A 19408-nucleotide genomic window follows, 5' to 3' on the forward strand; every position below is an offset into this window, starting at 1 on the left:
TCAATTCAACAGATCGCAGGACGCGACGCGATTGATGTCGGCGAGGCGTCGGTCGGGATTTCCCTTGAGATCGAGGCTTGCAACGAGATCGAGCAGCCGGCCATAGGCGCGATCGGCGATAGCAACGGGCAGCGGCTCCTCGTCGAAGATTTCGACGTAATTGCCGACGAGGCCGCTCAGCAGCCGGCAAACGCCGCGTTGCTCCGGGTCGTCCTTGCCTAGGGTCTCGAGTTTTTGCTGGAAGGTCCTGAAGGTCCGCAAGCCATGCGGCTGTTGCGAAAGCCAAGCATGTAGATCAGGAGCGTGCAAATCAGGATTGTGTAGATCAGTCATATCAGCCTCTTCAAGTGGGAGAAGAAGCTACCGGCTTATACAGCCGATCACCGTTCCGCGCCATGACGATTTTTGCATGCATCCCCGCCCGACCGCGCAGGCCGTGTCATCGGATTGGCACGGAGTATCGCTAGGGTATTTTGGTTTTGATCAGAGCCGCGCGAGTGCCGGCAGAATTCTGTAGCGCGCGATCTCGTGCGGATAGTCGCCGCGATTGGCGAGCAGCACGATGCCGAACCGGCGCGCCGGCACCAGGCCGATATAGGCCGAGGCATTGTTGAGGCCACCGGGCTTGTCGATGACGGTGACGCCGTCCAGCCGCACATGCTCCCACGCCATCGCCTGCCCGAACTTCGCATCGACACGAAAACTCTCGCGCATGGTCATCTGCAATGCGGCGCGCAATTGCGGATCGATCACCGCGCCGTCGAGACAGGCGCGCAGCAGCATGCCGAGATCGCGCGCCGACGAGAACATCTGGCCGGTGCCGGGAAAATCGTAATAGCTCTGCTGATTGCCGGGCGGGCCGATCGCCGTGCCGTCGTGGGAGTAGCCCTGGACCATGCGCTGCATGATCTCCGGTGCCAACGCCGCGCGATTGTCCTCGCCACGATCCGGCACGAAGGTCGAGGTCATGCCGAGCGGCTTGAGAATACGGCTCTCGATCAACGTCGCGATCGGCATGCGATAGCGCTGCTCCAGCACCAGTTGCAGCAGGACATAGCCGGCATGGCTGTAGATGCGCTGCTTGCCCGGCTGCTCTCCCTTCTGGGGCGTCCAGGCGTTGAGCATCGCGATGAACTGATCGCGGCTGAAGGTCTCGTTCGGCCAGGGCGGATGATCGGTCGGCAGCAGCAACCCCGATGTATGGTTGACGAGCTCGCCGACCGTGACGCGGCTGATATAGTCCCCGTGCAGCTCGGGCAGATACTTGCCGACGGGATCGTCCAGCCGCAACTCGCCGCGCTCGGTGCCGAGCGCGACCAGTGTCGCTTCGAACAGCTTGCGCAGCGAGGCGAGGTTGAACAGCGTGTCCGAGGTGACCGGCCGCTTGGCCGCAGTGTCGGCGAAACCGTAGTTGAACAAGGCGACCCGGCCGCCGGCATAGACCGCCGCGGCAAGGCCGCCCGGATCGGCCGCCGTCGCGGTCGGCGCCAGTTCCGTCGTCACGATGTCCCTGATCTGCGCATCCATGTCGGAATTAGCCCGCGCCGCCGTCAGCACGCTAGCGGCAACGGCGAGCAGGACGGCCGCGATCCGGGCGAAGAGCCATTGTCTCAAGAGCCATTGTCTCATGCAGAACGAATTCAGGACGATGGTGCGATGTGACCCGCAGGTGGAGACCTGTTCAGCCATCGAGAGATGGCGACATCGCGATCCTAGCGGTGGAACCCAAGCGTCCGAATTCACGATCGCGCGTCTTGCCCCGTCACCCGTTCCGCTGGGGAACGGGCGGCCCGATCGCTGTTCCGGCGGTCACTTCCGGAACCCGCGATCGCGACCGCCCTCCCACTCCAGCCACGGCGCGGGAACTGCAATGGAACTAAAAAATGCGGGACGTTTGAGAATACGGAAAATGTGCTGCGACGGAGAGGCAATACCGACGCTTGCCGGGCTCACCGCCGATATGTCTGACGTCGTCACATTCCGCTCCCAACCGGGGACGATTTCTTACTAGCAACAATTCGTCAATCAAGGGTTGCATAGGCCCATGGGATTCGATTGACAAGATACTGCTGCCTGCGACGGATTGTCCTGTTCCCGATGCAGGACGCGCGCGATGCCGTGGTTAAGCATGGCTTAACTATCGAACGCGCGGCGCGCGCGCACCTATCCGGTCCGCGACCGGACGATCGACCGCGGCAACGAGGCGAACAGCAGCACTAGGCAGACGCAGAGCAGCACGATGTCCTTGAACAGGAACTCGCCGGCCAGGTTCCAGGCCATCGGGTCGGTCGACAGGCTCCACTTCACCACACCCGGTGTCGTGAAGAAGAACGACCAGGTCACCGCAAAGGTGATCACGCCCATCAATGAGCCGATTGCAGACAGGATCGGGCTGAACGCACCGGCGGCAAGCAGCACGGCGATGCTGAATTCCGTGACGCCGAGCACATAGGCCTCGCCGCGAAGGCCGAACACCGACAGCCACGAGACGAACGGGCTGTTGCTGATGAATTGCGCGATGCCTTGCGCCGACTGCGGCGTGAACTTCTGCATGCCGAACGACACGAAGATCACCACCATGACCCAGCGCAGGATCGCGAGCAGACGATAAGACCCCTCGCCGTGTTCGGCGATGTTGAACGACAGATTCATGCGGATGTTTCTTCCCTCGCTGCGATGCCACCATTAGCCGTGCCTGTGGCGTTCGTGGCAGGATTACGCAGCGCGCCCCGCGCGCGTTACGCGCGGGAGGCCGTCACGTCCTTCACAAGGATGTGCAGATGAGGTGATCGGCAGGGACGGCGGACGGCCGCAGCCTCAAGCCGCGGTGAGCAACTCGCCGACCTTCTCGTAGGCTTCGCCCTTGAACCGCATCAGCTGAAACTGCTTGATCGGTACATAGTCGCTCGGCGTGGTGTTGAGGGTGATCCCGGGAATGAGAAGGGGCGCCGCGAAGTGCTTCAGGTTGGTCGCCTGGTGCAGGATGTTGGCCCGCGTCAGCTGGTCGCCACATTGCCCGACGACGTGGGCGGCGGTTGCCGCGGCGGTATAGCCGATGGCGTAGAGGTCGTCGGCGCGATCGGCGTTCGGGACGTAGCGGTCGAGGAACGCCATGTATTGCTTCATGTCAGGCGCGTCGGCCCAGAGCGGATTGCCGGGGTCCATCCGTGTCGCAAACGCGAGAATGCCTTGCGCGGTCTCGAAACCGGCGGGCTTCAGCGTCGCGCGCACCGAGGCATTGCCTGCACCGAGAAATATCTGCGGCCGCCATTCGAGCGCGGCCATCTTGCGCAGTGCCTGGCTCGCCATCTTCGGGATAGTGATGAGGAACACCACGTCGGCGCCGGACAGTTTCATCTGAACGATCTGGGAATCGATGGTCGGATCGCCGACCGAGTAGTTCAGCTCGGACGTGATCTGTGCGGTCCTGGCGCCGAGACCAGTCTTCAGGCCTGCCAGCGTTGCCTTGCCGGCATCGTCGTTCTGATACAGCAGGCCGATCCTCGCTTCGGGCATGGTGGCAGCGATGTAGCGGCCGACGACACCTCCCTCGATCTCGTAGGTCGATCCGCCAACCATGGTCCATGGATTGGCTGCCGGGTCCGACAGCTTGCTGGCGGCAGCGGCGAGGAACAGCTGCGGGACCTTGCGCGTATTCATATATTTCTGCACGGCGATGTTGCCCGGCGTGCCCATCGCGCCCGCGATGAACAGCACCTCGTCGCCTTCGACCAGGCGCCGCGCCGCTTCGACCGACTTCGGCGGGCTGTAGGCGTCGTCATAATTGATGAACTTGATCTTGCGGCCGTTGATGCCGCCGGCGTCATTCAGCATGCGGAAATAGGCATCCATGGCGTTGGCAAGCACGCCGAACGACGACACCGGACCGCTGAGCGGTCCGAACTGCCCGATGCGGATTTCCAGATCGCTGGCACCGGGATCATAGGAGGCGCCGGCAAATGCCTTGCCGCCAATGGATGCCGCGAGGCCAGAAGCCGCTGTCCCGAGCAGCGTTCGACGGCTGATCGTCTTCATGGGTTTCCTCCACTGGATCTGGACGCCTTATGCGGCGCCTCTTTCGAATGTCATGTGATATTGCGCGGCGATCTCATCGACGATGTCGGCGGCTCCGGTCACCACGTGCACGCCGGAAACCGAATGACCGGCGCTCCAGACCTCGATCCAGCGCCGCGGTCCTCCCGCCTCCTTCTTGCCGCCGAACTTCTCGCGCGCCCGCGCTTCCGACACGGACTCGTCGAGATTTGCGGGATCGAGACCCGCGGCGACGATCGAGGGCCGCAGCATGCTGGCATCGAGGCCGGTGAAGGCCTTCGTCAGCATGATGTCATCGAGCGTACTGTCGACCAGCATTCGCCGATAGGCATCGCTCGCCATGCTCTCGCGCGCCGCAATGAAGCGCGTTCCCATATAGGCGAGATCGCAGCCGAGCAGCCGCGCCGCGGCGAGCGCGGTGCCATCAGTCACGCCGCCTGCGAGCACGACCGGACCGTCGAACATGGCGCGCACCGCGCGCACGAAAGCGAACGGATTGGCCCAGCCGGTCTGTCCGCCGGCACCCGCCGTGAGCAGGATCAAACCGTCGGCTCCCGCCTCGATCGCCTTCTCGGCATGACGGAGTGAGGCAATGTCCGCGAACACGAGACAGCCGACATCATGCAGCGGCGCGACCGCCGCCGCGGGCGACCCCACACTGGTGATGACCATCTCGACCTTGTGCCGGACGAGACAAGCGAGATCGTCCTTGAAGCGCGGCTGGCGGATGATGAGGTTCGGGCAGTGCGGCGCGGCGGGACGGCCGAGCTCGGCGACATTGCGCTCGATCTGGGTGAGCCAGGCATCGAGCTCCTCGACCGAGCGGGCGTTCGCGGTCGGAAACGCGCCGATCGCGCCGGAGCGGCAGACTGCCGTCACGAGATCGACGCCGGAGACGCGCAGCATGGGAGCCGCGATCAGCGGCAGGCGAAGCCGATCTGCGATCGCAGCGGGAAGCGCGCTCCGGCGGGCAGCGGATTGCATGATCAGCGCCCCTTCCAGACCGGCTTGCGCTTCTCGGCGAACGCCTTCAGCCCCTCGGTGCGATCTTCGGACTTCAGCGCGCGTTCCGCGATCGGCCCCTGCGCGGTCCATCCCTCTTCATCGGTCCAGTTCGCGGCCTGAAAGATGATCTCCTTCGAGGCGGCAAGCGCCGTCGGGCCGTTGACGAGGAGCTCGTTGGCGAAGGCAACCGCCGCCTCGAGCGCTTGTCCGGGTTCGACGATCCGGTTCACGAGGCCGAGGCGTTCGAAGTACTCCGCGCCCTTGAACTGCCCGGTCAGCGCCAGCTCCATGGCGACGTGATAGGGGATCCGCTTCGGCAGCCGGAACAGGCCGCCGCCGATAGCAACGACATTGTGCCGGACTTCCGGCAGGCCCATCTTGGCGTCCCGCGCGGCGACGATGAGATCGCAGGACAGGCAAAGCTCGAGCCCGCCGCCGACGGCATAGCCCTCGACGGCTGCGATCAGCGGCTTGCGCGGCGGCCGGCGAAACAAGCCGAAGCCACCGCGTTCGGTCACGCTGCGCTCGCCGCGCGCAACCGCCTTGAGATCCGCACCGGCCGAGAAGTTGCCGCCCGCGCCGGTGATGACGCCGGCGAACAGCGCGTCCTCGGCGTCGAGCAGATCCATCGCATCGGAGATGCCGCGCGCGAGCGCGACGTTGCACGCGTTGCGCGCTTCGGGACGGTTCAGCGTGACGACGAGGATGTGGCCGCGCCGTTCGGTCAGAACGACCTGTTCGTTCTCAGTGCTCATCGATGCGCCTCACAATGCGAAGGTAAAGCCGCCATTGACCGGATAGGTCTGGCCGGTGATCCACGCGCTCGCGTCGGAGGCAAGGAACAGCACCATGTTGGCGACGTCGGACGGCAGGCCCGGGCGACGAATGACGTATTTCTCCATCATCTTCTTCTGCCGCTCGGGATCGGCCTTCAGCCGCGCCTCGATCGCCGGCGTCAGCGTTGCGGCAATCGCCACGCAGTTCGCCGTGATATTGTGGCGGCCGAGCGAGCGCGCGACCGCGCGCGTGAAGCCCGCGGCGCCCGCCTTTGCGCCTGAATAGACCTCGAGGCCCGCCTCGCCGGCGCGGCCGGCATCCGAGATGATGGTGACGATGCGGCCGCCCTTGCGCTCGATCATCTGCGGGATGCAGGCCGAGGCGCAGTTGATGACGCCGTAGAGATTGACGCCGATGAAGCTGTTCCAGACCTCGGGGCCGGTCTCCCAGAACGGCTTGCGCGCATCGGGATCGGGGGTCGCGCCGGCGTTGCCGGCATTGTTGACGAGCACGTCGATCGGGCCGAAGGCCTGCTCGGCCCTGCCGACCATCACCTTGACCGAGACGAGATCGGTGACGTCGGCCTGCACCGCGACCGCCTTGCCGCCGGCGGCGTTGATTTCCCGCGCGACCTGCTCGGCGCGATCGAGGAAGTAATCGTTGACGACGATGCCGGCCGCGTTGTGCGCGGCGAAATGCAGCGCGATCTGGCGCCCGACGCCCTGGCCCGCGCCGGTAATCAACGTCACCTTGCCGTTCAGATCAAGAATATCACTCATACGTTTCTCTCCCGTCCCTTCCAGTAGGGCTCGCGCAATTCGCGCTTGAGCAACTTGCCCATGGTGTTGCGTGGCAGTTCATCGACGATCGACAGCGTCTTGGGCCGCTTGTACGAAGCAAGATGGTCGCGGCAGAAGTTGAGGATCGCGGCCTCGTCGGTCATGTGGCCCGGCTTCAGCTCGCAGAACGCCTTGACCTGCTCGCCGAACTCGTCGTCGGGGATGCCGATGACAGCTGCGTCCTGCACGTCGGGATGCCTGAGGATCGCGGCCTCGATCTCGGCCGGATAGATGTTGACGCCACCGGCAATGATCATGTCCTTGGCGCGATCGGTGATGAACAGATAGCCGTCGTCGTCGAGCATCCCGACATCGCCGACGCGGAAATATCCATCGTCGTCGCGCGTGTCGGTTCCGAGCGGCTTGCCGTTCAGATAGGAGCGGATCGTCACCGGCGTCCTGATCCAGATCTCGCCGGATTGGTTGTGCGGCAGCTCGCGTCCCTCGGCATCGCGAATCGAGATGTCGACATGCTTGTGCGGGCGGCCGCTGGACCCGGGCTTGCGTTCCTGCATCTCGGGCGGCAGGAAGCTGATCATGCCGACTTCGGTCGCGCCGTATCCTTCGCCCAGCACGCCCGAGCCGAAATAGCGGATGATCCAGCGCTTGAGCTCGTAAGGCACCGGCGCTGCGCCGACCGACAGCGCGCGGATCGACGACACGTCGTAAGCGTCGAGCACGTCCTTCGGCAGCGCGGCGAGGCGCTTGTACATGGTGGGAACGCCGGTCCAGTAGGTGACGCGATGCTTTGCGATCAGGCGAAGCACGCCTTCCGGATCGAAGCGGCGCATCAGGATCACCGGATTGCCGAGTTGGATCGCACCCCAGACCTGCGACGGGCCGGCGCCATGATGCAGCGGCAGCGTCAGCAGCGAGACGCCGCCCGGCTGGCCGCGGCGGGTCTGCGCCACGTCGCTGAGATATTCGCTGGTGCGTTGATCCATCTGCACGCCCGGCTGCACCACCGAGACCACGCCCTTGGGCAGGCCCGTGGTGCCTGAGGTGTAGAGGATCAGCGGCGGCCGGCCGGTTGAATGCAGCGGCGGCTCGGCAGGCGTGTTGATCAGTTCGGAGAATGCGACGAAGCCGGGCGACGCCGCACCGATCGAGACCGCGAGCTTGATCGGCAAGCCCTCGAATGCGGGCTTCAGCGCAGCCGGATCGTCATCGTCGCAGACGATGACCTGGGCGCCGCTGTTGGACAGCACGTACTGCGTCTCCGGCGGGGTCAGCCGCCAGTTCAGGCCGAGCAGCGAGCAGCGCAGCTTGCCGATCGCCTCGCTCAGGATCGGCCACTCGATCCGGATCTGGGTCCGCAGCACCACGATGTCGCCCGCGACCACGCCGCGGGCCGCGAGGCCATGCGCAACGCGGTTCGCCGCGTCGTTGAGCTGCGACCATGTCATCCGGCGATCGCCCTCGATGAAGGCGACATCGTCGGGGCGATTGGCGGCCCAATATTCGACGCTGTTCGGCAGGATGCTCATTTCGCCAGCCTCCGTTCGAGCGTCGCGATGAAGTGCGCGCTGACGACATCGAGATCCAGTCCCTCCGGATCGACCAGCCACTGCGCCACCGATCCGCGCAGCGACGCGAGGATGAGCGCGCTTTCGGTCTCCGGATCGAGATCGGCGCGCAACCGGCCCTCGGCCATTCCCGCCCTGAGGGCGGCGGCGATTTCGCCTCGGGTTTCGCGATTGAGTTTCGCCACGGTGGCCGTGATCGGCGGCACGGTAAGCGCGCCGGCCAGCACGGCGTGAAAGGCGCGCGCCATCACAGGATTCCGCGCCGGCATCACGAAGTAGTATCGGCACGACGCGAGCAGGCTGTCGTAGCCGGTCAGCCCCGGCGCGGAGGCGCGGCGCTCGGTGATGAAGGATTCGATGATGTAGGTGCCGAGCGCCGACAACAGATCGGCCTTGGTCTTGAAATAGTGCGACGGCAGACCGCGGCTGTAGCCGGCGCGTTCGCCGGCCTCCGCCAGCGTGATCGCCTCGAGCCCGTTTTCGGCGACGATCAGCGCGGCCGCTTCGAGGATCCGCCGCTCCGCTTCATCGCGCCGCTCGACCTGGGTCCGCCGTGACACCGACACGGGCGCCTTACCTTGTGGCTCCTGCGCGCGTCGAACTGCTCGTGCCATTCAGCTTCGCTCCCTTTTGCCGTGCGGCGACTTCTTGCTTGCATTCAAGCTAGAATAATGTTTGTTGGTTGGTCAACAAGTTTCTTTGGAGGAAACGCATGCTATCGAACAAGCTATTGAAACCAGGCCTGTATTCCGTAGGATCGAGCGACGGGGCCGGGCCGACCGCCCGCCTCATGGGCGGCCGCTGCCGCTGCGGATACGTCTTCTTCCCGATGCAGACCTATGGCTGCGAGCGCTGCGGCAGCCATGGCGATGCGCTGACGCCTTGCGAGCTCTCGGCCCATGGAACGCTGCTCGCCGAAGCGACCGTTCACCTGCACGCCGACAAGAACCGCCCTGCCCCCTTCACCATCGTCAAGGTCGCGCTCGACGACGGGCCCGTGATCCGCACCCTGCTGGCCGACGGCAGCGCACCGGTTGCGCCGGGGCAGCGCGTGGCCGGCACGCTCGCCGCAGTCGGACAGACCGAGAGCGGCGAGACCGTGCTCGATCTCCGCTTCAGCGTCGCATCCTGATTGATCCGGAGGTTTGCCATGACACGATCACTCAATGAGCTGCGGCCGGTCTACGTCGTCGGCATCGGCTGGCACCGCTACCAGAACCCGAGCGAGACGCCCTATGTGGAGCTCGGCCTCACCGCGATCCGCGCCGCACTTGCAGATGCGCGCATCGAATGGCCCGCGGTTGAATCGACTTATGTCGCGACCGCGCTGCTCGGCATGGCGTCGGGACGGCCAATGCTGCGCCATCTCGGCGCGACCGGCGCGCCGCTGATGCATGTCGAAAATGCGTCGGCCTCCGGATCAACCGCGTTCCGCCATGCCTGTATTGAGGTCGCAAGCGGCATCTCCGATGTTGCGCTGGCAATTGGTGTCGACAAGCGCAATCCGGTGCGGCGCCCGGACACCGGCCTCGGAAACCTCGCCGAGGACGCCATTGTGCCCTTCACGCATTTCGCGCTGCTGACCAATGAATATGCGGTCCGGCACAACGCCTCGACCGACGATATCGCACTCGTCGCGGTGAAGAACCACCGCAACGGCGCCAAGAATCCCAATGCGCAGCGGCAGCAGGAGCGCACGCTCGACGAGGTGCTCGGCGGCAAGCGGGTGTCGGGGTCGCTGACGTCACTGCAATGCACGCCGATCGGCGAAGGCGCCGCGGCGGTGATCGTCGCATCCGAGGACGGCATTCGCCGACTAGGCATCGACGCCGGCCGTGCCATCCGCACCACGGCCTCGGTCGGCCGCAGCGAGCGGGTCTATCCGCCCGGCGCCGGCTTCGACGCCGCGCTCACCCAGGAGACCGCCGATCTTGCTCTGGCGCAGGCCAAACTGGCGCCGAAGGATCTCGACATCATCGAGCTGCACGACGCCTTCACGGTCGAGGAACTGCATTACATCGAAAGCATCGGCCTCTGCCCCGAAGGACATGGCGTTCGCATGCTGAAGGACGGTGCGCTCGATATCGGCGGGCAATGCGCGATCAATCCCTCCGGCGGCCTGATCGCGATGGGACATCCGATCGGTCCCACCGGTATCGGCCAGATCGGCGAGATCGTGATGCAGCTGCGTGGCGAGGCCGGCCCGCGCCAGCATGGCGGCGCGCGGATTGGGCTGGCGCATATGGTCGGCGTCGGCGCGGTCTGTTACGTGCACATCCTGCAACGGTGACGCAACCGCTCGAAAACGCGCCAGCTCACGCGCGCTGGCGCAGCGGCCGCGCGGCATCCTTCGCCGGCACCGGCATGGTGAAGCCGTACAGGAACAGGTCCACCACCATGTCGGCGAACTCGCCGGGGTCGACGCCGCCCTTCGGGTCGTACCAGGTGTGGCTGAAGTTCAGGATGCCGAACAGCATCATGCTGTAGATCTTCTTGGTCCGCTTGACGATCTTGCCTTCCTTGTCGAGCTTGACCAGAAGATCCGAGATCATGTCGACCAACTGCCGCTCCAGCGCCTTGATCGCATCCTGCTCGGTCTCGCCCAGGAACGAGAGGTCGTTGAGGATGACGCGCTGCTCGTCGCTCGAGCGCGCATTCAGCGCGACGATGGCCTGGATCGCGGCGCGGAACTGCTCCAGCGTCGCCGTCTTGCCGGCCATCGCGGCCTCGACATCGGCAATCATCTCGCGGATATGCGCATCGAGGATCGCGAACAGGATCGCTTCCTTCGAGTCGAAATAATGGTACAGCGCGCCGCGCGACAGCTTGCAGGCATCCGCAAGGTCGGCGATCGAGGCACGCATGTAGCCCTGCCGTGCGAACAGGCCGCAGGCGGTGGTGAGAATGCCCCGCTGGATCTCGTCGTAGTTTTCTGAGCGCGTCCGCGCCATACCCGCGTCTCTCGTGCACCATCGGCGCCGCCGGAATCGGACGGCACCCGTCTCTCTATACTACCGCCGCTCCACGCCCTCCTCCTCTTTGCGGGCACCATCCACCAGAACTCGTCGAGCAAGCGACACCGGCTCATTGACCTGCGTCAAAAAATAATTTGAACGACCGGTCGGATTATATTAGAGTGCCTGCCATCAAGCAAGCAGATTGCGCACGCCGGGACCAACCCGGCGGCATTGAGGGAGGCTGCGCGTGGATTCTCATAAAGTCGATGCTGTCGTGATCGGAGCCGGCGCCGGCGGGCTGTGCGCCGCGGCGCGGCTTGCCCATGGCGGGCTGCATACGCTCGTCGTCGACGACAAGGACCGGCTCGGCGGGCGCGCCTCGACCGAGGAGATCGAGGGCTTCAAGGTCAATATCGGCGCGATCGCGATCGAGTTCGGCGGCGTGTTCGAGGAGACCTTCCACACCGTCGGAGCTCCGCTCGACATCCGCGCGCCGGAGCCTGCGAGCTCGTTCTTCATCGACGGCAAGGTGATCGATGTCGGCCGCGGCGGCTGGTCGCTGCTGCTCGGGCAGCTGACGAAACAGGCCTCGCGCATCCTGGAGAAATTCGCCGACGCCCGTTCCGGCAATCTGCCTGACGGGCGGCAATCAACCGAGGACTGGCTGAAGGGCTACACCAGCAACGCCACCGTGCATGCGCTGTTCCGCAATCTCTGCGCAGCGATCTTCGCCTGCAATGCTGCCGAGCTGCCAGCCCGCGCCTTCCTCACTTATTTCACCAGCAAGGGTGCCTTCAAGAAGTTCGGCTTCTGCCCGCAGGGCACGATCGGCGTCTGGAACAGTCTTGGGAGCGCGATCCGGCGCAATGGCGACATCTGGCTCGGCACACCGGCGACCACGATCCACACCGCCAACGGCCGCGTCGAGGGCGTCACCGCGCTCAGGGATGGCGAGAAGGTTCGGATCGACACCGATCTCGTGATCAGCAATGCGGGACCGAAGGCCACCGTCGCGCTCGCCGGCAGCGAAGCTTTCCCGGCGGATTATCTCGCCAAGGTGAAGAACGACCTTCGCCCGGCGGCCAATATCGTCATCAATGTCGCGAGCCGCGAGCCGCTGATCAACCACCCCGGCATCGTCACCTTCGGCAGGACGCGCCGGATCTGCAACATGGCGAACCTCTCCGCCACCTGCCCGGAGCTGGCTCCGCCCGGCTGGCATCTCTACGTCGCCTACGCCGTTCCGGTGCCGGCGCTCGGCGATTTCGACTCCGACGCCGAAGTCGCGCTCGCACTCGAGGACCTTCGCGAGCAGTTCGCCAATTTCGACCAGGCAAAAATCCTGTCGATCCGGGTGATGCGCGACGACTGGCCGGCGCAACGCAGCTGCGCCGGTTACGACCTGCCGCGCGAGACCGGCATCGAGGGCCTGTGGTGCGTCGGCGATGCGGTGAAGCAGTATGGCAATGGCGGCACCCAGGCTTGCGCCGAGACCGCCAAGATCGTGACCGATGCGATCTTCGCCGCGCGGCCGCGCCGATCGGCTGGCCGGGTCTGAGCGCGATGCCGACGACGATCCCGCATCAGACGCCGCAGGCAGCGCCCCAGGCCGCGCCGGCGCGGGAGTGCCTGCTCGAATTCCGCAACATCCGGATCGTCTATGACAATGCGATCGAGGCGATCCGCGACGTCTCGATCGCGGTGCCCGAGGGCAGCATCGTCGCCCTGCTCGGCTCCAACGGCGCCGGCAAGTCGACGCTGCTGAAGGCGATGTCCGGCATCCTCTACACCGAAGAAGGCGTGATCGAGAACGGCAACATCCGCTTCCGCAACGACGAGGTGCATCGTCTTGCGCCGGATGAGCTGGTGCGCCGCGGCATCGTGCAGGTGCCGGAGGGCCGCCGCGTGTTCGCGGCGCTGACCATCGACGAAAACTTGCAGATGGGCGGTTACACCAGGACCGGCGCCGAGGCGCGCGAGCGCCGCGACAAGGTGTTTGCGCTGTTTCCGCGGCTCTACGAGCGGCGCGACCAGATCGCCGGCTACATGTCCGGCGGCGAGCAGCAGATGCTTGCGATCGGCCGCGCGCTAATGACCGATCCGGTTCTGCTCGCGCTCGACGAGCCGTCGCTCGGCCTCGCACCGCTGATCATCGACCGCATCTATGAGGTGATCGTCCGCCTGCGCGACGAACTGAAAATGACCGTGCTGCTGGTCGAACAGAACGCGCAGCGCGCGCTCGACATCGCCGACTACGGCTACATCCTGGAGACCGGCCGCGTCGTGCTCGACGGAACGACCAAGAAGCTCACCGCCAATGAGGACGTCCAGGAGTTCTATCTCGGCGTCTCCTCCTCTGGCCGCAAGAGCCTGCGCGACGTCAAGCATTACAAACGCCGCAAGCGGTGGCTATCGTGACCGCGCTGCTTGCGATCGAGAACTTGTCCAAGCGCTTCGGCGGCCTGCAAGCGGTCGCCGATGTCAGCCTTGAAGTCGCGGCGGGCGATATCTGCAGTGTGATCGGCCCGAACGGCGCCGGCAAAACCACGCTGTTCAACATGATCTCGGGCGTGCTGCGGCCGAGCAGCGGTCGGATCATCTTCGACGGGATCGACCTTTCGACCATCTCGCCGTGGAAGTTCGCCGCCGTCGGGATCGGCCGCACGTTTCAGAATCTGGCGCTGTTCAAGCACGGCACCGTGGTCGAGAACATCCTGACCGGCCGCCACACCCATCTGCGCTCGACCGTGCTTGACGCCGTGGTGTTCTTCGGCCGCACCCGCAAGGAGGAGATCGAGGCCCGGCAACAGGTCGAGCACATCATCGAATTCCTCGAGATCGAGCATATCCGGGACGCCGTGGTCGGCACGCTCTCCTACGGCCAGCAAAAGCGTGTCGAGCTCGCCCGCGCGCTCGCTTGCGAGCCAAAACTGCTGCTGCTCGACGAGATGGTCTCCGGCATGAACCAGGAGGAGACCGAGGACATCGCGCGCTTCGTGCTCGACATCCGCGACGAGCTCGGCATCACCGTCGTGATGATCGAGCACGAGATGCGCATCGTGATGGACATTTCCGACCGCATCCATGTGCTGAATTTCGGCCGCAAGATCGCCGAGGGCACGCCGGACGAGGTCAGGCGCGATCCGGCCGTCGCGGAGGCCTATCTCGGCGGCCAGCGCGCCGAAGCAATGAAGGCGGGCGCGTGATGTCGACGATGGACAGCCTGCGCACCGCTCATCCGCCGCTCCAGGCCAATGCAACGCGCAGCGCACCTGCGGCAGGAGCCGACGCACTGCAGGCCGCGCTTGCGGATGCCGCCATCACCATCCCGCAATTGCTGCGGCAACGCACCGCCATGCACGGCGAGGCGCTGGCGCTGCGCGAGAAGGACTACGGCATCTGGAATCCCTATTCCTGGCGGCACTATTACGAGACCGCGCGTGCGGTCGCGCTCGGCCTGCTATCGCTCGGCATCAAGCCGGGCGACCGTATCGCCATCGCCGGCGAGAACACGCCGGAATGGTTTTACGCCGATCTTGGCGCCCAGATGATAGGCGCGGTCGCGGTCGGCATCTATCCGACCAATCCCTGGGTCGAGCTGCAATATATCGTCAAGCATTCCGGCGCGCGCATCGTCGTCACCGGCGATCAGGAGCAGACCGACAAGGTGCTCGACGCGATGGCCAACAATGGCGGCCTGCCGGATCTGGAAGCTATCGTCTGTATCGACATGAAGGGCCTGCGGCATTACCGGCAATCGGAGTTGATGTCGTTCGCGGCACTGTGCGAACGCGGCAAGGCCTACGCCGAGGCGAACCCGGAGGCCAACGTCACCCTCGATCGCCTGATCGGCCAGGGCGCGCCCGACGACATCTGCATCCTCGTCTACACCTCGGGCACGACCGGCCCGCCCAAAGGCGCGATGCTGACCCATCGCAATCTCGTCTACGCCGCCTATGCCTACGCCAAAACCGTCGGGATTGCGGACAAGCCGTTCGAAGCGGTGAGCTATTTGCCACTCTGCCACGTCGCCGAGCGCTGCTATGGCACGGTGACGCATCTCGTGCTCGGCGGCACCGTCTCCTTTGCCGAATCGATCGACACGGTCGCGATCAACATCCGCGAGATCGCCCCGACGTTCTTTGTCGGCGTGCCGCGCATCTACGAGAAACTGCAGCAGGGCTTTCTATTCAGGCTCGGCGAGAGCGGCCGGCTGCGGCAGACCCTTACCAAGGCCTGCCTCGCCTGGGGCCGCACGCTGTCCGACCGCCGACAGGCCGGCAAGGAAGGTTGGCTCGATCGCGCCGCCTACGGGCTGCTCTATCTCCTGATGTTCCGCAATTTGCAGCGTCATCTCGGCTTCGCCTATAGCCGGCATCGGCTGTGCGCCGGCGCCTCGATCTCGCCAGAGACGCTGCGCTTTTTCGACATCATCGGCCGCCCGGTGTCGCAGGGCTACGGCCTCACCGAAAGCGGCGGCGTCGCCTTCATCCAGACCGAGAGCCACCACCGGATCGGCGGCTGCGGCGTGCCGCTGCCGCAGACCGAATGGAAGTGCGATAGCGATGGCGAGATCCTGCTGCGCAACCCCGGCGTCTTCAAGGGCTACTTCCTCGACGAGAAGGCCTCCACCGCTTCGCTGGAACAAGGCGGCTGGCTGCGCACCGGCGACATCATCGATGTCCTCGACAATGGCGAGATCGCTGTGGTCGACCGCAAGAAGGCGATCATCATCACCGCCGGCGGCAAGAACATCGCCCCGTCGGAGATCGAGAACGCGCTGAAGGATTCCGAATTCATCAAGGAAGCGATCGTGGTCGGCGAAGCCAAGAAGTACCTCGGCGCCATCGTCCAGGTCGATTACGACAATGTCGGCCGTTGGGCGCGCGACCGGGCCCTTGCATACACCAATTACAAGTCGCTGTCGCAGCTGCCGGAAGTGCACGAGCTGGTCGAACGCATCGTGGGCGAGACCAACAAGCGCTTCGCCCGGGTCGAGAACATCAGGCGTTTCGCGATCCTCGAGAAGGAGCTCGACCACGACGACGGCGAGCTCACCGCCACGCAGAAGGTGCGCCGCGCCATGATCGAGAAGAAGTTCGCGCGCGAGCTCGCCATCATCTACCAGGCGGAGGGCTGAATGCAGTATCTCCTGCAACTCCTGATCTCTGGGCTAGCGATCGGCGCGATCTACGGCCTGATCGCGATGGGCTTTGCGGTGATCTACAAGTCCACCGGGCTGGTCAATTTCGCACAGGGCGAAATGACCATGATCACGGCCTATATCGCCTGGACGATCTCGATCACGGTCAGCGGCAATGTGTTCGTCGTCACGCTGGGCGCGATCCTCGCCGCGATCCTGCTCGGCCTCATCATCGAGCGCTTCGTGATGCGGCCGATGCTGGGCGAGCCGGTGTTCGCGACCGTGATGGTCACGATCGGGCTCGCGGTGATTCTGCGCTCGGCCATCAACTTCATCTGGGACGCCTATCCGCACGGCCTCGATATCGGCATGGGCCGCGGCATCGTGCATCTCGGCGGCATCGGCGTGCGTACCGGGCAGCTTGCCGTGATCGCGACGCTGCTTTTGCTGCTCGCCGCGATCTGGGCGTTCTTTCGCTACAGCAAGGTCGGCGTCGCGATGCGCGCGGTCGCGGCCGACGATCGCACCGCGCTGTTGATGGGCATCAGCGCCACGAAGGTCCATGCACTGGCCTGGGCTGCGTCGTCGGTGATCGCCGGCATCGGCGGCGTGTTCTTTGCGCTGTCCTACGACCTGTCGCCGGCGATGTTCCAGCTCGGACTGAAGGCGTTTCCGGCCACGATCCTGGGCGGGCTCGACGCCGTGCTCGGCTCCGGTCTCGGCGGCCTCCTGATCGGCATGACCGAGAACCTGGCCGGCGGCTATCTCGGCTCCGGAATGAAGGAGGTCGCGGGCTTTGCCATGATCATCGTGGTGCTGATGGTCCGCCCGTTCGGCATTTTCGGCGAACGCGACATCGAGAGGGTGTGATGCGCACGGGCGATTACAAGCAGAGCTATGGCGAGCTGGTTGCGCTGATCGATTCCCCGCCGGTGTGGCTGTGGTCGGCGGTGCTGCTGCTGGCGCTGATCGCTGCACCCTGGCTTCTGAACTCCTACGCGTTGTCGTTCCTGATGATCATCCTGATCACGGTGACCGGCGCGCTCGGACTCAATATCCTGACCGGCTACACCGGCCTGATCTCGCTCGGCCATGTCGGCTTCCTCGTCACCGGCGCCTATGCCTACGCGGTGCTGGTCTCGAAATATCACATGCCGCCGCTGGTCGGCTTCCTCGGCGCCGGCGTGGTGCCGGCACTCGCCAGCCTGATCGTCGGCGCGCCGTCGCTGCGGCTCAAGGGCCTCTATCTCGCGATCACCACGCTCGCCTTCTCCTTCATCATCAACACCGTGATCCTGGAGATGCGCTGGCTGACCAACGGCGCCCGCGGCATCCAGGTGCAGCGGCCGGAGATCCTCGGCATCAGCTTCGACAGCGACGCCGCCTTCACCTATCTCTGCCTCGCCTTCGCAGCCTTGACGCTGTTCGCCACCCTCAACATCCGCCGCAGCCGGGTCGGCCGTGCCTTCGTCGCGATCAGGGACAACGACACCGCAGCGCGCGTCATGGGCATCAACCTGCATGCCTACAAGCTGTTCGCCTTCGTCACCTCGGCCTTCATCACCGGCATCGCCGGCGCGCTCTACGGCATCTATCTCTCCTTCGTCAGCGTCGAGGGCTTTCCGTTCCTGCTCTCGATCGAGGCGCTGGCGATCCTGATCGTCGGCGGGCTCGGTTCGGCGCTCGGCGCCGTGCTCGGCACCGTCCTGATCGTGCTGCTGCCGGAAGCGACCAGGCTTGTCTTCAGCCTGTTCAGCGCGCAGATGGACGCAACGTTCACGACCGGCGCGCAGGAGCTGAAGAGCATGCTCTACGGCCTTGTCATCATCCTGTTCCTGCGCTTCCAGCCGCGCGGGCTGGTCGGCGCGTGGCACGACATCAAGCGGACCTGGGTGCACTGGCCGCTGCGCTACTAACAAGAAAACAACACCATGAGGAGGAGACAATGATCAGACATCTGGCGGCAGCCTCGCTGCTGCTCACCACGGCCTGCCTTGCCATCGGCCCCGCTGCCGCCGCCGACCCTGGTATCACCGACACCGAGATCCTGATCGGCGACGTCGAGCCCCTGACCGGGCCGCCAGCACTGCTCGGCGTCGCGGCCTCGATCGGCCACAAGATCGCGATCGCGGAAGCCAACGCCGCCGGCGGCGTCAACGGCCGCAAGATCAAGTATGTGCTGGAGGACGACGGCTACGTCACCGCGCGGACCATCCAGGGCGTCAAGAAGGTGATCGACGTCGACAAGGTGTTCGCGATGATCGGCATCTCCGGCTCGGGCCAGTCGATCGCTATCATGCCGGTGCTGGAGAAATCCGGCATCCCGACCGTGATCGACGTCGCGCCGGTCAAATTCCTCTGGGAGCCGCCGCGCAAGAACGTGTTCGTGGTCGGGCAATCCTACGAGGAAGGCATCATCCACCTCGTCAACTTCCTGGCCGACAAGAACCCCGGCAAGAAATGGGGCCTGATCACCCAGGACGACGATTACGGCATCACTGTGCGCGACGGCTTCGACTCGGTGGTCAAGGCCAAGAAGCTGAACGTGGTCTACAGCGGCAACTACAAGAAAGGCCAGCAGGACTTCTCGTCCGACATGCTGCAGCTGAAGGATTCCGGCGCCGAGGTGTTCCTGGCCGGCGGCATCATCGGCGAGAACATCGCGATGATGAAGGAGCTCGAGAAGCTCAGCATCAAGCCGGTGACCGGCATCTTTTGGCCCGGCCGCATCGAACCGGTGCTGAAGCTGATGGGTCCGGCGGGCGACGGCATCTACGCGGTCGACTATGTCGAGCCGTTCGCGGGCGCCGCCGGCAAGGCGTTCCTCGAGAAGGCAAAGCCGCTGGTGTCAGAGGCCGAGTTCAAGGGCATCAACCGCTACACCATGACCGGCTATGCTGCCGCGAAGGTCCTGATCGCAGCGATCGAGCGCTGCGGCAAGCAGCCGACCTGGGCTTGCACCATCTCCGAGCTGGAGAAGACCAAGGATGTCGAGACCGGCGTGATGGCGCCGATCAGCTTCGGCCCCGGCGTCCGCTTCTCCAACCAGAAGCTGCAGATCATGCAGGCCGATACGGCGACGCTCAGCTTCAAGCCGGTGAACTAGAA

At 65.0% G+C, this 19408-nt stretch carries 19 protein-coding genes; 9 read left to right on the forward strand and 10 right to left on the reverse strand.

Annotation, left to right across the window (positions count from 1 at the left end):
- From Q0030_RS08585 to Q0030_RS08625, 9 genes are all read right to left on the reverse strand, one after another.
- On the reverse strand, positions 1-333 hold the full coding sequence (locus Q0030_RS08585) for a hypothetical protein (protein ID WP_298365396.1): 333 nt from the start codon (positions 331-333) through the stop codon (positions 1-3).
- A 150-nt stretch (positions 334-483) separates the two neighbouring features.
- A complete protein-coding gene (locus tag Q0030_RS08590) occupies positions 484-1614 on the reverse strand; it encodes a serine hydrolase (protein ID WP_298365399.1) in 1131 nt (376 codons plus the stop codon).
- A 549-nt stretch (positions 1615-2163) separates the two neighbouring features.
- Positions 2164-2652 carry a DUF417 family protein gene (locus tag Q0030_RS08595; RefSeq protein ID WP_298365401.1) on the reverse strand — a complete coding sequence of 163 codons (489 nt, stop codon included), beginning with the start codon at positions 2650-2652 and terminating at the stop codon, positions 2164-2166.
- 165 nt (positions 2653-2817) lie between these two features.
- Positions 2818-4035, reverse strand: a complete 1218-nt coding sequence (locus Q0030_RS08600) for an ABC transporter substrate-binding protein (protein WP_298365403.1) — start codon at positions 4033-4035, stop codon at positions 2818-2820.
- 27 nt (positions 4036-4062) lie between these two features.
- Positions 4063-5037: a nitronate monooxygenase gene (locus Q0030_RS08605; protein ID WP_298365404.1), complete on the reverse strand. Its 975-nt coding sequence runs from the start codon at positions 5035-5037 to the stop codon at positions 4063-4065.
- A 2-nt stretch (positions 5038-5039) separates the two neighbouring features.
- A complete protein-coding gene (locus tag Q0030_RS08610) occupies positions 5040-5813 on the reverse strand; it encodes a crotonase/enoyl-CoA hydratase family protein (protein ID WP_298365405.1) in 774 nt (257 codons plus the stop codon).
- A 9-nt stretch (positions 5814-5822) separates the two neighbouring features.
- Positions 5823-6614: an SDR family oxidoreductase gene (locus tag Q0030_RS08615; protein ID WP_298365408.1), complete on the reverse strand. Its 792-nt coding sequence runs from the start codon at positions 6612-6614 to the stop codon at positions 5823-5825.
- Positions 6611-8161 (reverse strand): AMP-binding protein, encoded by a 1551-nt coding sequence (locus tag Q0030_RS08620; RefSeq protein ID WP_298365410.1) that lies wholly within the window; start codon positions 8159-8161, stop codon positions 6611-6613. Before Q0030_RS08620 ends, Q0030_RS08615 begins: the two co-directional genes overlap by 4 nt.
- On the reverse strand, positions 8158-8814 hold the full coding sequence (locus Q0030_RS08625; protein WP_298365413.1) for a TetR/AcrR family transcriptional regulator: 657 nt from the start codon (positions 8812-8814) through the stop codon (positions 8158-8160). The genes Q0030_RS08620 and Q0030_RS08625 overlap by 4 nt, the downstream gene beginning before the upstream one ends.
- A gap of 98 nt (positions 8815-8912) precedes the next feature.
- Between Q0030_RS08625 and Q0030_RS08630 the strand changes: the two genes are divergently transcribed.
- Both Q0030_RS08630 and Q0030_RS08635 read left to right on the forward strand, forming a co-directional pair.
- A complete protein-coding gene (locus Q0030_RS08630) occupies positions 8913-9332 on the forward strand; it encodes a zinc ribbon domain-containing protein (RefSeq protein ID WP_298365414.1) in 420 nt (139 codons plus the stop codon).
- Positions 9333-9350: 18 nt separating this feature from the next.
- Positions 9351-10490 carry a thiolase family protein gene (locus tag Q0030_RS08635; RefSeq protein WP_298365416.1) on the forward strand — a complete coding sequence of 380 codons (1140 nt, stop codon included), beginning with the start codon at positions 9351-9353 and terminating at the stop codon, positions 10488-10490.
- A 25-nt stretch (positions 10491-10515) separates the two neighbouring features.
- On the opposite strand, the gene Q0030_RS08640 is transcribed toward Q0030_RS08635, so the two are convergent.
- The gene (locus Q0030_RS08640) at positions 10516-11151 is read right to left on the reverse strand and encodes a TetR/AcrR family transcriptional regulator (protein ID WP_298365418.1); all 636 of its coding nucleotides are present in this window, start codon (positions 11149-11151) and stop codon (positions 10516-10518) included.
- A 253-nt stretch (positions 11152-11404) separates the two neighbouring features.
- Between Q0030_RS08640 and Q0030_RS08645 the strand changes: the two genes are divergently transcribed.
- The 7 genes from Q0030_RS08645 to Q0030_RS08675 are packed head-to-tail and all read left to right on the forward strand — an operon-like array spanning position 11405 to position 19406.
- Positions 11405-12715 carry an FAD-dependent oxidoreductase gene (locus Q0030_RS08645; RefSeq protein WP_298365420.1) on the forward strand — a complete coding sequence of 437 codons (1311 nt, stop codon included), beginning with the start codon at positions 11405-11407 and terminating at the stop codon, positions 12713-12715.
- 5 nt (positions 12716-12720) lie between these two features.
- Positions 12721-13575, forward strand: a complete 855-nt coding sequence (locus Q0030_RS08650) for an ABC transporter ATP-binding protein (protein ID WP_298365423.1) — start codon at positions 12721-12723, stop codon at positions 13573-13575.
- Complete coding sequence (locus tag Q0030_RS08655) at positions 13572-14363, forward strand: ABC transporter ATP-binding protein (RefSeq protein WP_298365425.1); 792 nt, start codon at positions 13572-13574, stop codon at positions 14361-14363. Before Q0030_RS08650 ends, Q0030_RS08655 begins: the two co-directional genes overlap by 4 nt.
- Positions 14363-16297, forward strand: a complete 1935-nt coding sequence (locus Q0030_RS08660; RefSeq protein WP_298365427.1) for an AMP-binding protein — start codon at positions 14363-14365, stop codon at positions 16295-16297. The genes Q0030_RS08655 and Q0030_RS08660 overlap by 1 nt, the downstream gene beginning before the upstream one ends.
- Entirely contained in the window at positions 16298-17170 is an 873-nt protein-coding gene (locus Q0030_RS08665) for a branched-chain amino acid ABC transporter permease (RefSeq protein WP_298365428.1), read from the forward strand. It begins immediately after the preceding gene.
- Positions 17170-18216 (forward strand): branched-chain amino acid ABC transporter permease, encoded by a 1047-nt coding sequence (locus Q0030_RS08670; RefSeq protein ID WP_298365430.1) that lies wholly within the window; start codon positions 17170-17172, stop codon positions 18214-18216. The genes Q0030_RS08665 and Q0030_RS08670 overlap by 1 nt, the downstream gene beginning before the upstream one ends.
- 29 nt (positions 18217-18245) lie before the next feature.
- The gene (locus tag Q0030_RS08675) at positions 18246-19406 is read left to right on the forward strand and encodes an ABC transporter substrate-binding protein (RefSeq protein WP_298365432.1); all 1161 of its coding nucleotides are present in this window, start codon (positions 18246-18248) and stop codon (positions 19404-19406) included.
- Positions 19407-19408: the final 2 nt, after the last annotated feature.

The organism is uncultured Bradyrhizobium sp., from assembly GCF_947648125.1.
In the GTDB taxonomy this organism is placed as follows: domain Bacteria; phylum Pseudomonadota; class Alphaproteobacteria; order Rhizobiales; family Xanthobacteraceae; genus Bradyrhizobium.